A 13,226-nucleotide genomic window follows, 5' to 3' on the forward strand; every position below is an offset into this window, starting at 1 on the left:
GCGACGCTCATGTCTCTGACAACGATTTCAATAGCGTGCTAATATTGTCCGTTCGTCACGCCACCGCCACAGGGAAAATATGGGTTTACAGGAAATCGCCGTCGGCGGGATCTTCATCAGTCCTCTGCTGATCTATGCCCTGTTCGGCTTCATCGCGACCATCGTCCTTCGCTCGTTGTTGCACTGGGTGGTCGGGCAGCGCGCGCTATGGTACGAAGCCTGGTTCGATGTCTCGCTGTTCGTGCTGTTCACTGCCGGTATCACTTTTCTGTTCTCCTTCCTGCTCGAGAGTACTTGATGCGCAATTCGCTACGTATCCTCATGACCCTCGTCGTCGTCGCGATCGCCGTGGCCGCCGGCATCTGGCTGTGGAACTACTACCTCTTCACGCCATGGACGCGTGATGCCCGCGTGCGCGCGGAGGTGGTCACCATCGCCCCCGACGTTTCCGGCTGGGTCCGCACGCTGAATGTCAACGACACCGGGTTCGTCGCTCAGGGCGACACCCTGTTCGAGATCGACCCCGCGCGCTACCAGGCGGCTCTGGAACAAGCCCAGGCCACGGTCGAGAACCGCGAGGCCACCCTCCAATTGCGCCAGACGGAAGCCCAGCGTCGCAACCAGCTGAGCAGCCGCTCGATCAGCGCGGAAGATCGCCAGATCGCCCAGATCAACAGCCGCGTCGCCGCCGCCAATCTCAAGCAGGCCCAGGCCGACCTCGCCAGTGCCAAGCTCGACCTCGAGCGCACCCGCGTCGTGGCACCGATCAGCGGCCACGTGCTCAACCTGCAACTGGCCGCCGGCAACTACGTGACTCGTGGAACCCCGGTGATGGCGCTGGTGCAGTCGAACTCCTACTACGTCATGGGCTATTTCGAGGAGACCAAGATGTCCTCCATCGACGTCGGCGATCCGGCGGAAGTCATCCTGATGAACGGCGACACCCATCTGCGTGGCCATGTGGCCGGTATCGGCCGCGGCATCGCCGACACCAACACCACGCTCAACAATCAACTGTTGCCGCAGGTCCAGCCGACCTTCAACTGGGTGAGGCTGGCTCAACGCATTCCGGTTCGGATCGCGCTGGACGATATCCCGGACGACACTTTGCTCAGCGCCGGGATGACCGCGACGGTCAAAGTTCAGCACACGGACGGCGATCATCCGTCCGAACCCGCCGGTGAACCCGCCAGCACCGCCACGCCGCGCAGCCTGCCTGCCGATCGCCGGCCGACGGCGCAGTCGCAGTCGACCGCCGAGACACCGGCAGGGAACGCAACCGAAGCGCCGCAGTGAGTACCATGCCACCGCTCGTCAAGACATACCTGATGCCCGACGCCTCGGCAGTCAAGTTCGCCATCAAGACCACGGTGGCGATGATGATCGCGCTCTACCTGGCGCTCTGGTTCAATCTCGATCGTCCCTACTGGGCGTTGATTTCGGCGGCTTTTCTGCAGATCCGGCCGATGAGCGGCATGGTGATCGAAAAGGGGTTCTGTCAGATCAGCGGTACCTTCATCGGCGCCGTGACGGGCATCGCTATCATGGCGCTTTTCGCCCAGGCCAGGGTGCCGGCGCTGATCACCCTGACGCTATGGATCATGCTGTGCACCTACGTCGGCTCGCTGTGGCGCAACAACTACACCTACGGCTGCCTGATGGCGGCCGTCACCGCCATGCTGATCGTGGTGATCTCCAATGGCAGCACGCCCGGCGGCATCTTCGACATCGCGGTGGCGCGACTATCGGAGCTGGGCCTGGGCGCCATCTGCGCCACCCTGGTCAGTTCGCTGCTGTGGCCGTCGCGGGTCGGCAAGCACCTCGCGTCGCAGGCCGACTCCGTCATCAACGAAGCGTTCGAGAATGCCGCCCTGCGCCTGGAGGCGAGCGGCGACATTCCTGCCATGCAGAAGGCATTGCGGGGTAGCCTCGGCCCGTTGACGGTGCTGGAGACAGACAGCCAGGCGGCTCGCTTCGAAGGGCCGGAGGGGCCGGGACGCATCCGCGCTACCCACGTGTTGACCCGACGAACGCTGCGCTTCCTGGCCAACCTTCAGGCGCTGCACCAGATGCTGCACGATCATGCCGACAAGCTGGACCCCCGCAGCATCGAGATCGCTCGGCAGGTCGCCCAGGGCTTTCGCGAGGCGGAGCACGTCAAGGGCGTTCCCAAGGCGCGGCAGGAATTGCAGGAACTTCGCCACCTCGTGCATGAGAGCGACGAAGCGGGCATGGCACCCCTGGACCGCCGCGCCCGGCTGGGGCTTCGGGAATCGATCGGTCACGCCATGGTGATGCTGGATGCCCGCGAGGCGATTGCGTCACCCGGCACGCACAAGCTGCGTTCGACGTCTCTGGCCTGGCATCGCGATCATCTCGCCGCTGGCATCAACGCGCTGCGCTCCGGCCTGGTCTTCGGCACGCTGGCCATTTTCTGGATTCTCACCGCCTGGAACAGTGCCATGGTCGCCATGTTGCTGGGGACACTGTTCTCGTCGTTCTTCGCCAGCCGCGACAATCCGGTAGCGATCACCATGATGTTCTACAAGGGCATGCTCGCCGCCATTCCCAGTGCGTTCCTGTTCGGCCACGTGCTGCTGTCGCAGGCCAACGGTTTCCCGATGTTGGCGATGCTGTTCGGCACGCCGCTGTTCCTGGGGCTCCTGGGCGCGACCAACCCGGCCACGATGGGCTACTGCCTGGCCTTCACGATTTTCAATATTCTGCTGACCATGCCGGGCAACAACATGGATTTCTCCTTCGACAGCTTCGCCAACCGGGCGGTGGCGGTAATCATCGGCCTGACCTGCGTCGTGATGGGTTTCCGGCTGCTGCCCGGACTGGGCACGCGGCTGCGCCGGCGCCGTCTGATCAATGCCATCTCCCGGGATATACACCACCTGCGGCGACGTTCCATACGCGATGCCGAAACCCGCTTCAGTGGCCACATGGCCGATCGCATACTGCAGTTGGCGCAGCACGACGACATGCTGCCAGAAGACCAGCGCCACCTGTTCATCCTCGGCCTGACGGGGCTGGACCTGGGAACGGCGACACTGCGGCTGCGGGATCGGCTCGATGACGCCCCTCATCCCGTGATCCGGCGTGCCCATCGCCAGCTGCTGCGGGCGTTGGCCAGCGGCTTCGAGGAGAGCGCCAATGGTCGCCAGCCGCAGGGCATTCGCGAGGCCGGCAAGCGCCTGGACGAGGCCATTGCCGAGCATGGCGACGTCGCCGCCGATCGGCGGGTGCTACTGGAGGGGCTGATCGAGCGTCTCGAACTGGCGCTGGAACGGCTGGGACGCATCATGGCCGAGCGGCCACGTATCAAGCCCGACCGCCAGGCCGAGCCCGCGACATCCTGACCTCGAACGGCGAACCGGCGTTTCACCGTACTCCGATTCGTGGCCAGGTGTCGGCAAGCCGGTAGCCACCAGGCCATGGATCCTGCGGATCGAGAGTGTACTGGTGGGTGCCGGTGATGAAAGCGCGACCGCGGATCAGCGGCATTACCGCCGCGACGTCGCCGACGCGAGTCGTCCCGTCGAGTCGGCAGACAAAACGGGAATCGATGATCGATTCACCGATGAAGGTTTCATTCAAGCCGAGTTTGCCCTGGGCGTGCAGCAACGCCATGCGCGCCGAACAGCCGGTACCGGTGGGCGAACGATCGAGCTTGCCGGGTTGAATCGCCACCGTATTGCGTCCCAGCCAGGCGTCACCCTCCCGTATCAGCGGTGCAGCGATCTGGCAGAACGAGACGTGCCGCCAATCGGGATTGGCGGGATGGCGAAATCCGAACTGCTCGTTGACCGCATTGGTGATCCGAATGCCGGCCTCGACCAGTTCCCGCGCCTCGTCCGGCACCAGCCGGAAGCCGAGATCCTCGGCGTCGACGATCACGAAGCTGTCGCCGCCGAAAGCCGTGTCGACGCGCAGCGTGCCCAGCCCCGGAACCTCCAGTTGCAGATCCCGCTGATCGACGAAGGCAGGCAGGTTGCGCACGGTGACGTCGAGGACGCGGCCATTCCCGCAGCGGGCCACGGCTTCTATCACGCCACCGGGAGCCTCGAGCACGAGATGAGTCTCCGGCTCCCGCATGGGAAGAATGCCGGTCTCGAGCAGCACAGTCACCACGCACAGACTGTTGGAACCGGACATCGGCGGCGTGTCTTCCGGCTCCATGATGATCCAGCCCATCTGCGCGCGGGGATCCTTGGCCGGCACCAGCAGGTTGACGTGGCGGAAGACACCACCGCGCGGTTCGTTGAGCATGAAGTCACGCAGGGTCCGGTCGCGGGCAATCCAGCGCGACTGCGCCCATAGTGTCTCTCCAGGCGGCGGCGCCACGCCGCCCACGATGACATCCCCCACCTCGCCCTCGGCGTGACAGCCGACGACGTGGATCACGCGGCTCGTCTGCATGGCCCCCTCCTGCGTTGCGCTACTCGCCCACCCCCAGGTAGGCCTTCACGATCGATTCATCCTGACGAAGTTCGGCAGCCGCGCCCTGCATCCGAATCTCGCCGTTCTCGATCACATAGGCGTAATGCGCCAGCCGCAATCCCAGCCGCGCGTTCTGTTCGACCAGCAGGATCGTGGTGCCGGCCTCGTTGAGCCGCTTGATGATCCGCATGATGTCGGTCACGAGCTTGGGCGCCAGCCCCATCGAGGGCTCGTCGAGCAGCATCACGCTGGGGCCATGCATCAACGCGCGCCCCATCGCTAGCATCTGCTGCTGCCCGCCGGAAAGCAGCGACCCATCCTGGTGGCGACGCTCGTGAAGGATCGGAAAGAGTGCGTAGACTTCGTCCAGTCGTTGCCGGCGCAACCCGCTGTCCTTGACCGTAAACGCGCCTAATTCCAGGTTCTCCTTGACCGTCAGCCCACGCAGAATGCGTCTCCCCTCCGGCACGTGAACCACGCCACGCCGGGCGATCTCGTGAGCGGCCAGCCTGGCGATCGACTCGCCCTCCAGTTGGACCTCGCCCCGCTGCACCCGGACCAGCCCGGAAATGGTCTTGAGCGTGGTCGACTTGCCGGCCCCGTTGCTGCCCAGCAGGGTCACGATCTCGCCCTCGTGGACGTCCAGCGAGACGCCCCGCAGCGCCTGGATCTGACCGTAGAAGGCTTCGACATCGCGGATGCCGAGACGCACCTTGCCCGGGCGCGAACCGACTGCCGGCGCGTCGGTCTGGTCAATGGTCTGTATCAAAGTGCCAGCTCCTCGTCGTCCTGGCCGAGATAGGCCTCGATCACCTTGGGATCGTTCTGCACCGAGTGGGGGTCGCCCTCGGTGATCAGGCTGCCGTGATCGAGCACGCTGATACGCTCGGAGACATTCATCACCAGGCTCATGTCGTGCTCGATCAGCAGCACGGCGACGCCGCGCTCGTCCCGAATACGCCGAATCAGTTCGATCAGTGCCTGCTTCTCGCCGCTGTTGAGGCCCGCCGCCGGCTCGTCAAGCAACAGGAGCTTGGGCTCGGTGGCCAGGGCGCGGGCGATTTCGACGCGGCGCTGGTGGCCATAGGCAAGATTGGTCGCCAGCCGGTCCTGGTGCCCCATCAGACCGACGAAATCGAGGCACTCGAGGCTGGTCTCGAGAATCCGCCGCTCCTCGGCGCGCTGACTCGGCAGCCGCAGAATGGCCGCCAAGGCACCGGCTTTGCTGCGACAGTGCTGACCCGCCATGACGTTCTCGAGCACCGACATCTCACGGAACAGCCGCACGTTCTGGAAGGTCCGGGCGATCCCCAGGCGGGTGACGGCATGAGGCTTGCACTTGACGATCCGCTCGCCATCCAGCGTGATGTCGCCCTGCTGGGGTCGATAGAAGCCGGTGATGACGTTGAACATCGACGTCTTGCCGGCGCCATTGGGGCCGATCAGGCTATGGATACGCCCCGCGGCGACACCGAAGTCGACCTCGTGCAGTACGGTGTTGCCGGCGAAGCTCAGCGACACCTGTTTCAGTTGCAGCAGCATCGCGTTCCCCTATGAACGTTTCTCGGGCCAGATACCGCTCGGCCGGAACAGCATGATCAGCAGCAGCAAGACCGCGAAGATCAGCAGTCGCAGGGTGCCGAAATCGCGCAGCAGTTCGGGCCCGAGTACGACGATGAACGCGCCCAGGATGACGCCGGGTATCTTGCCCATGCCGCCCAATACCACCGCCAGCAGAATCAGTACGGATTGCTGGAAGCTGAAGCTCTCCGGCGAGATGGCGCCCAGATTGACCGAGAAGAAGATTCCCCCGATCGCCCCGAAGATGGCGCCGGTCACATAGGCCGCCAATTTGGTCGCCACCCGGTTGATCCCCATCGCCTCGGCGGCATCCTCGTCGTGGCGCACGTAGAGCCATGCCCGGCCCAGACGGGAGTCGAACAGCCGCTGGCTGGCGATATAGGCAAGCACCGCCAGTACCACGAACACGTAATAGAAGTCGATCGAGCTATCGATGTGCCAGCCGAACAGCGACGGCTCCGGGATATGCGACAGCCCGCTGGCGCCGCCGGTGATCTCCAGGTTGCGCGCGGTAAAACGCACGATCTCGCCGAACCCCAGGGTCACGATGGCGAGGTAGTCGCTGCGCAAGCGCAAGGTCGGCCCGCCGATGATGACGCCAGCGAGCGCCGCTGCCATCAGGGCAAAGGGGATCGCGGCCCAGAAATTGACGCCGAACTGCTGGGTCAGGATACCGACGGTGTAGGCACCGACTGCGAAGAAGGCGGCATAGCCGAGATCGAGCAGCCCGGCGTAGCCAACCACGACATTCAGTCCAAGACACAGCACGACATAGAGCAGGGCGTTGGTCAGGATGACGGTGGTGTACTGGCTCGAGATCCACGGGGTGACGATCAGGATCGCCAGAATCGTGAGATGAAGCGCCCGCCGCCGCCCCGGCGATTCGAAGGCAGCATAGAGTTTCTGAAGCGGATGGCGCGGTTTCGCCCTGCCGGCGTCGTGCTCGTCGACATCGGTGGGCGTCGGTGGCGAATGCTTGTCCATGTCACATCCTCTCCACTTCGGATTTGCCCAGCAGGCCGGTGGGTTTGAACACCAGTACCAGAATCAGGATCGAGAAGGTGAAGACATCCTTCCACTCGCTGCCGATGAACGGAATATGGGTACCGAACGACTCCAGCAACCCCAGGATCAGGCCACCCAGCATCGCACCGGTGATGCTGCCGATACCGCCGATCACTGCGGCGGTGAACGCCTTGAGTCCGATCAGGAACCCCATGAAGTACCAGATACTGCCGTAATAGGCGCCAGCCATCGTCCCCGCGGCGGCGGCCAATCCCGAGCCGATGAAGAAGGTTACCGCAATGACGGCGGAGACGTTGATCCCCATCATCCGGCACATGTCCTTGTCGATGGAGACCGCGCGCATCGCCCGTCCGTAAAGCGTTTTGGAGACGAACAGTTCGAGCGCGATCATCAGCACGGCAGCGGCCGCCACCAGCACGATCTGGTTGTAGGAGAGGAAAAGATTGCCGAGACTGATGCCGCCGAAGCCGAGATCGGTACTGAAGGCCGTGTACTGGCCGCCGGTCAGCGCCAGCGCCGCGTTCTGCAGCACCAACGACACCGCCAGTGCGGTAATCAATATCGACAGCCGCGGCGCGCCAAGCATCGGGTGATATGCCACCCGCTCGATCACCACCCCGAGGCAGCCGACGGCAAGCATCGCCAGTAGCATGGCCACGAAGATGCCGAGCCAGCCGGCCCCGAGAAAGCCGGATACCAGTGACAACCCGCCGAACCCGGCGAAGGCACCGGTCATGTAGAGATCGCCATGGGCGAAGTTGAGCAGCTTGATGACGCCGAACACCATGGTGTAACCGAGCGCCACCAGGGCATAGAAAGAGCCCAGCACCAGCCCATCGACGAGCTGCTGCAAAAAAGAATCGTACCAGGTCATGGCGTTTGTCTCTGGCCAGCGAACAGCGGATGAGGAAGACGAACGCGACGTGGAGGTCACACTCTACGAGGCGTTCCAACACCACCGGCTCGAGCGGAAGCCCGAACCGGTGATGCAGCCGTCATTTTTCGTAGCGGGTCCACTTGCCGCCCTGCCCCTCGAGCACCACGAAATTGCTTCGCGCCAGAGTGTGTTGTGGCGTGAAGGAGATCGGACCGGCCAGCCATTCCTGGCCATCGGCACTGTTGAGCGCCTTGATGATGGCATCGCCATCGGTGGAGCCGGCCTTGTCGATGGCCCAGGCCATCAGTTGCATGCCATCGTAGGCGAGCGGCGCGTAGGGTCCCGGCGCATTGCCGAATTTCGACTGATAGTCACTGGCGAATTGCTTGGCAGCCGGCAGGAAGTCGGCTGTCGGGTTGGAGAAGGCAAACACGCCCTCGGCGGCCTTGCCGGCGATATTGAACAGCTCCGGCGAGTTGGAGCCGTCACCCACCGCGATGGTGCCCTGGAAACCGCGCTGACGTAGCTGGCGAATCAGCAGGCCGCCATCGGCATAGTAGGCCGTCCAGAATACCGCCTCGGCGCCGGAGCCCCGGATCTTGTTCACCAGGGCGGAAAAGTCCTGCTCCCCCTTGTTGACATATTCGAAGGCGGAGACGGTATGGCCCGCGCCGGTCCAGGCATCGCGAGTCAGGTTGGCCAGATCCTGCGAATAGGCATCACCCTGGTTGACGATGGCCAATTTCTCGATGCCCTTGCCCTCGAAGAAATCGAGCGCGGTCTTGGCCTGGTCGTCACCGGTGGAGTTGATCATCACCGCGTTGCCAGGGTTGGCCGGGATCAATTGCGTCGAGTTGGCCGCCACGATCACGAACGGAATATTGGCATCGCCGTAGGTCTTGAGCGTCGGCTGGGTAGCGCCGGAGCAGTAACCGCCCACGACACCCACCACCTCCTGAGACGCCAGTCGACTGGCTGCGTTCACCGACTGCTGGGGGTCGCAGGCGGTGTCCCCGGAGATCAGCTCGATCTGGCGACCGTCCAGCAGCCCGCCATCGGCATTGATCTCGTCCGCGGCCAGCGATATGGCATTGAACATGTCCTTGCCGTAGGTCGCCTCGGAACCGGTCGTCGGCGCCTGCACACCGATGACGATCGGACCTTCCTGTGCCATGGCCATAGACCCCGCGGCCAGACTCAGGACGGTCGTAGCGGTGACCAGCTTGAGAAATTTGTTCATACAACGATCACTCCCTTCTGCGCTTATTGTTTGTTCATACTGCAAAGGGGTCGGGCGTTGCGCCCTTCCGTTCGAGGCCGCGATTCAGCGACGTTGATTCATCCTGCCACGAAAAATTACGTTTCGACACCGAGCTTTTCGTCGACACTAGGCTCTTCGTATAAAATATACAAGAGACATGAAGAGCGGCTTGGGCGCCAATCGAAGCCTCCGTTCGCACATGGGTTCTTCGCCAACGCCGAGGCACGGCAGCGCGCACATCAGGCCGTCACCGCCGGACGGCTGGGCCGGCCATACCCACGGTTTCCCACAATCCCCATCATGCGAGTTCCGGTTGGCGCATTGGCAAGGCAGAGGCCGTCACCACCGTCAGCGTTTCGGCCTCGCCACCAGCGACAGCGTACAGGCGCTCCCGCAGCATGGCTCCTACCGTGGAGTTTTCCACGGCAAATGGCGTCGAATCGGCCGGTTTTCGGCCTGAATTCATCGTCAGCTTCCATTACCATGACTACGCTTATCCTATGTGACAGCTTGTCGCATGGGGTCATTGACCGTATCGGAGTATGCGGTCACTCGGCAGTCAATGAGTCATTCAAGGGAGAGTTCTGTGGCCACTACGACTTCTTCCGGCGGAGTTGGCAGCGTGTTTGCCAAGTTCGTCGGGATCATTGTTGCGCTTGTCGGTCTAGCTCTGGGGGCCGGCGGTGCCTATCTAGCGACATTGGGCGGCTCCTGGTATTACCTGGTCGCCGGTGTCTTGATGCTGATTGCCGGCATCCAACTGTTTCGCGGCAGGGTTTCCGGTGCCGCCATCTACGCTGTCGTCTTCGTAGGGACGTTTTTGTGGGCCGCTTGGGAATCGGGACTGAATTACTGGCGCTGGATTCCGCGCCTGGATGTCGTACTGATTCTCGCCATCCTGGTAGCGCTCGTCACGCCGGCGCTCAAAGATGGACCTTCCCGCAAGACCGGCTTCTCCCTCGCGGGCGTTCTGTTCCTTGGCCTGGTCGTCGCGGGCGCCTTGGCATTCGTTCCCGGTCGCGGTTATCAACACCTCGAGGACGTCCCGGCGGTCGCCGACGAATCGCTCTCGACGGACGTGGGCGATGCCCAGCCTGCCGATGTGCCAGCGGATGAAGACTGGGCCGCTTACGGTCGAGACTCCGCAGCGACCCGCTACTCACCCGCGGATCAGATCACCCCGGACAACGTGGGCGACCTGGAAGTCGCGTGGCAGTACCGCACCGGCGATATTCTCGATCACCGCTGGGGCGCCGAGACCACACCGCTGAAAGTCGGTGATGACGTCTTCCTGTGCACCTCCCGCAATATTCTGATTTCCCTGAATGCCGCGACCGGTGAAGAGAACTGGCGCTACGATCCAGTCGTCTCTGAGGATGCGATTCCCTATACCGCTGCCTGCCGTGGCGTGACCTACTACGAAGTGCCGGAAGATCGCCTCGACCCATCCGCCGAATCCGCGACCGCCGATGAGCAGGGCGGACAGACAGCGGCGACGGACACGCAGGAAGGCGACGACGGGGCACCGGGCGACGACACGCCGCAGCAGCCGGCCGTCGCGGCCAACGAGGATCAAACCTGCCGTGCCAGGATCATCTCCGGCACCCTCGACGGCCGCATCATTGAGGTCGATGCCGCTACCGGTGAACCCTGCACCGATTTCGGCGACAACGGCCAGGTCGACATCAAGCGCAACATGGGCGAAACGCCGGATGGCTACGTGTCGATCAATTCGGCTCCCGTCGTCGTGCGGGACATCGTTGTTACCGGCCACCAGGTGTTGGACGGCCAGCGGCGTTATCCGCCGTCCGGCGTGATCAAGGGCTTTGACGCAGTCACTGGCGAGCTGCAGTGGGCGTGGGATGCCGGGCGACCGGATCAGAGCGAACCCCTGACGGGCGATGAGACCTATGTCCGTGGCTCCCCCAACATGTGGACCACCGCCGCCGGCGACAGCAAGCTGGGGCTGGTCTATCTGCCGATGGCCAATAGCGCGGCCGACTACTGGAGCAGCTCGCGGACGCCGGAAGAGAACGAATGGGCCAGCTCCATGGTCGCTCTCGATGTCGAAACGGGCTTGCCAAAGTGGCATTTCCAGACGGCGCACAAGGATGTCTGGGATTACGATCCCGGCTCGCAGCCGACCTTGATCGACTTCCCCACCGGTAACGGCAAAGTGCCGGCGCTGGTCATGCCGACCAAGCAGGGCGACATCTACGTGTTCAATCGTGAGACAGGCGAACTGCTCGGCGGTGGCGCTGAAGAGCGTCCGGTCCCCCAAGGTGGTGCCGAACCGGAGCAGCGCAGCGAGACCCAGCCATTTTCGCTCTACGCGACGCTGCGTCAGCCGGATATCGACGAGAAGGACATGTGGGGCATGACTCCGTTCGATCAACTGTTCTGCCGGATCCAGTACCGCCAGGCAAGCTGGAAAGGCATGTACACGCCGCCCACCGCCGAACAGCCGTGGGTCCAGTACACCGGTTACAATGGTGGCTCCGACTGGGGTAGCGTGGCGATCGATCCGCATCGCGGTGTGATCATCGCCAACTATAATGACATGCCCAACTACAACGAGCTGGTGCCGCGCGATGTGGCCAACAAGCTCGGCTGGGTGCCACGCGAAGAACAGAAGGAAGACAGCGGCGGCGCGGAAGGTGCCGGAGATCCCCAAGCCAATACCCCTTACGCGATCAACGTCAACGCCGGCTGGCGCGTGCCGTACACCGGCATGCTGTGCAAGCAGCCGCCGTACGGCCACATCCGCGCCATCGGTCTGGCGAGCGGCGACACGTTGTGGGACCGACCGCTGGGCACTGCCCGGGCCAATGGTCCCTGGGGGATCCGCTCGGGCCTGCCGATCGACATCGGGACGCCCAACAACGGCGGCTCCGTGGTCACCGCTGGCGGGCTGATCTTCATTGCCGCGGCCACCGACGACCTGATCCGTGCCATCGATATCGAGAGCGGCGAGACGATCTGGCAGGCACCGCTGCCGGCCGGTGGCCAGGCCAATCCGATGGTCTACGAAGCCAACGGCCGTCAATACGTGGTCATCGTCGCCACGGGCCACCATTTCATGGAGACTCCCAGCGGGGACTACGTGATCGCCTACGCACTGCCGGAAGGTGAAGGCTCCTGATTGTCTGACTGGGTCATCCTGCCTGGGCGAGGTTCGGGCAGGATGTTCCAGGCCACCATTATTGCGACAACCCTAAATGGCAGAAGCCCGAGTTCCACAGATATGGGACTCGGGCTTCTAGGTTGAGACCGTCCCGCTGGTTCAGTCTCTCCGAAGAGGCGGCAGTCGGTCTTCAGTTACCAGACCATCGCTACTTCATGGCGATATTAATTCTGTGCGTCTTCCGCTTTGTCCTGAATGTCTTCTCCCGCGTCTTCCATGGCGTCGCCAGCATTATCCACGGCATTGTCGACTGACTCTCCAGCCTCTTCGGCCGGACCTTCGTCGTTATCACAAGCAACCACGCCAAAGGCCATAAAGCCTACCAGCATTGCCATCGCCATTTTTTTCAGTAGTTCGGTGCGCATCGAATCTTCTCCTTGGTAACAGCTTCCATGTATTGCCCACTCAACATAGCCGTTGATTGGACAATCATCCAACGGCAAACGCACCTTCCCCAATTCATCCTAATTGCTCGATGGGCAATCTAAAGTTGTCTGCCTTTAGCGTCGCCACTCTTGTTAATTCTAACCACACACAGCAAGCAGACAAACGAGGCGTCACGAATCCCATAACTGGAAGAACGGGAAGGTCCTCACCGGTCCCCTGCCAGTGAATGTACGCTGACAGCGCAGAAGCGGGATTACCGTATAAGTTGCCGAGCCGCTCTCGTGGCTCGTGACGATGACCCTCCGGACAAAGTAAAACCCCGGCTTCGTTTCGAAGCTGGGGTTCGGGATAGAAGCCTGACGGGTATCCGGACGGCGCTCTGCGATTGTCACGCGGGCCGCGCCGCGGCCCCACGGGTCAAGGACGGCCCTGTCTCTCTTCCGAGAGTGCCGCCATAAAAAAAC

General features: G+C 63.0%; 12 protein-coding genes. 4 read left to right on the forward strand and 8 right to left on the reverse strand.

Annotated elements, in window-relative coordinates:
- Window positions 1-79 precede the first annotated feature (79 nt).
- The 3 genes from DOM54_RS09360 to DOM54_RS09370 are packed head-to-tail and all read left to right on the forward strand — an operon-like array spanning window position 80 to window position 3,365.
- Window positions 80-298 (forward strand): DUF1656 domain-containing protein, encoded by a 219-nt coding sequence (locus tag DOM54_RS09360; RefSeq protein ID WP_110716064.1) that lies wholly within the window; start codon window positions 80-82, stop codon window positions 296-298.
- The gene (locus DOM54_RS09365; protein WP_110716065.1) at window positions 298-1,296 is read left to right on the forward strand and encodes an efflux RND transporter periplasmic adaptor subunit; all 999 of its coding nucleotides are present in this window, start codon (window positions 298-300) and stop codon (window positions 1,294-1,296) included. Before DOM54_RS09360 ends, DOM54_RS09365 begins: the two co-directional genes overlap by 1 nt.
- A gap of 5 nt (window positions 1,297-1,301) precedes the next feature.
- A complete protein-coding gene (locus DOM54_RS09370; RefSeq protein WP_110716066.1) occupies window positions 1,302-3,365 on the forward strand; it encodes an FUSC family protein in 2,064 nt (687 codons plus the stop codon).
- A 22-nt stretch (window positions 3,366-3,387) separates the two neighbouring features.
- Here the strand turns inward: DOM54_RS09370 and DOM54_RS09375 are convergent, their stop codons facing one another.
- The 7 genes from DOM54_RS09375 to DOM54_RS20010 form a co-directional block, all read right to left on the reverse strand.
- Window positions 3,388-4,425: a trans-3-hydroxy-L-proline dehydratase gene (locus DOM54_RS09375; RefSeq protein ID WP_110716067.1), complete on the reverse strand. Its 1,038-nt coding sequence runs from the start codon at window positions 4,423-4,425 to the stop codon at window positions 3,388-3,390.
- Between the two features lie 19 nt (window positions 4,426-4,444).
- Window positions 4,445-5,215: an ABC transporter ATP-binding protein gene (locus DOM54_RS09380; protein WP_281430327.1), complete on the reverse strand. Its 771-nt coding sequence runs from the start codon at window positions 5,213-5,215 to the stop codon at window positions 4,445-4,447.
- Window positions 5,212-5,988 (reverse strand): ABC transporter ATP-binding protein, encoded by a 777-nt coding sequence (locus tag DOM54_RS09385; protein WP_110716068.1) that lies wholly within the window; start codon window positions 5,986-5,988, stop codon window positions 5,212-5,214. The genes DOM54_RS09380 and DOM54_RS09385 overlap by 4 nt, the downstream gene beginning before the upstream one ends.
- Before the next feature lie 9 nt (window positions 5,989-5,997).
- The gene (locus tag DOM54_RS09390) at window positions 5,998-7,011 is read right to left on the reverse strand and encodes a branched-chain amino acid ABC transporter permease (RefSeq protein WP_240613838.1); all 1,014 of its coding nucleotides are present in this window, start codon (window positions 7,009-7,011) and stop codon (window positions 5,998-6,000) included.
- A 1-nt stretch (window position 7,012) separates the two neighbouring features.
- A complete protein-coding gene (locus tag DOM54_RS09395) occupies window positions 7,013-7,927 on the reverse strand; it encodes a branched-chain amino acid ABC transporter permease (protein WP_110716069.1) in 915 nt (304 codons plus the stop codon).
- Window positions 7,928-8,048: 121 nt separating this feature from the next.
- A complete protein-coding gene (locus DOM54_RS09400; protein ID WP_110716070.1) occupies window positions 8,049-9,170 on the reverse strand; it encodes a branched-chain amino acid ABC transporter substrate-binding protein in 1,122 nt (373 codons plus the stop codon).
- Between the two features lie 319 nt (window positions 9,171-9,489).
- A complete protein-coding gene (locus tag DOM54_RS20010) occupies window positions 9,490-9,657 on the reverse strand; it encodes a hypothetical protein (protein ID WP_162619815.1) in 168 nt (55 codons plus the stop codon).
- Window positions 9,658-9,777: 120 nt separating this feature from the next.
- On the opposite strand from DOM54_RS20010, the gene DOM54_RS09405 reads away from it, so the two are divergent.
- Complete coding sequence (locus tag DOM54_RS09405; RefSeq protein WP_420852739.1) at window positions 9,778-12,333, forward strand: membrane-bound PQQ-dependent dehydrogenase, glucose/quinate/shikimate family; 2,556 nt, start codon at window positions 9,778-9,780, stop codon at window positions 12,331-12,333.
- Between the two features lie 206 nt (window positions 12,334-12,539).
- Here DOM54_RS09405 and DOM54_RS09410 read toward each other — a convergent pair whose 3' ends face one another.
- Entirely contained in the window at window positions 12,540-12,740 is a 201-nt protein-coding gene (locus DOM54_RS09410) for a hypothetical protein (RefSeq protein ID WP_110602451.1), read from the reverse strand.
- Window positions 12,741-13,226: the final 486 nt, after the last annotated feature.

This window comes from Salinicola acroporae, assembly GCF_003206615.1.
Classification (GTDB): Bacteria; Pseudomonadota; Gammaproteobacteria; order Pseudomonadales; family Halomonadaceae; genus Salinicola; species Salinicola acroporae.

Bases quoted from the DNA above. Each gene is read 5' to 3' on its own strand.
- DOM54_RS09375 (WP_110716067.1), bottom strand. From the start codon at position 4,425: ATGCAGACGAGCCGCGTGATCCACGTCGTCGGCTGTCACGCCGAGGGC.
- DOM54_RS09365 (WP_110716065.1), top strand. From the start codon at position 298: ATGCGCAATTCGCTACGTATCCTCATGACCCTCGTCGTCGTCGCGATC.
- DOM54_RS09390 (WP_240613838.1), bottom strand. From the start codon at position 7,011: ATGGACAAGCATTCGCCACCGACGCCCACCGATGTCGACGAGCACGAC.
- DOM54_RS09370 (WP_110716066.1), top strand. From the start codon at position 1,302: ATGCCACCGCTCGTCAAGACATACCTGATGCCCGACGCCTCGGCAGTC.
- DOM54_RS20010 (WP_162619815.1), bottom strand. From the start codon at position 9,657: ATGAATTCAGGCCGAAAACCGGCCGATTCGACGCCATTTGCCGTGGAA.
- DOM54_RS09395 (WP_110716069.1), bottom strand. From the start codon at position 7,927: ATGACCTGGTACGATTCTTTTTTGCAGCAGCTCGTCGATGGGCTGGTG.
- DOM54_RS09385 (WP_110716068.1), bottom strand. From the start codon at position 5,988: ATGCTGCTGCAACTGAAACAGGTGTCGCTGAGCTTCGCCGGCAACACC.
- DOM54_RS09400 (WP_110716070.1), bottom strand. From the start codon at position 9,170: ATGAACAAATTTCTCAAGCTGGTCACCGCTACGACCGTCCTGAGTCTG.
- DOM54_RS09410 (WP_110602451.1), bottom strand. From the start codon at position 12,740: ATGCGCACCGAACTACTGAAAAAAATGGCGATGGCAATGCTGGTAGGC.
- DOM54_RS09360 (WP_110716064.1), top strand. From the start codon at position 80: ATGGGTTTACAGGAAATCGCCGTCGGCGGGATCTTCATCAGTCCTCTG.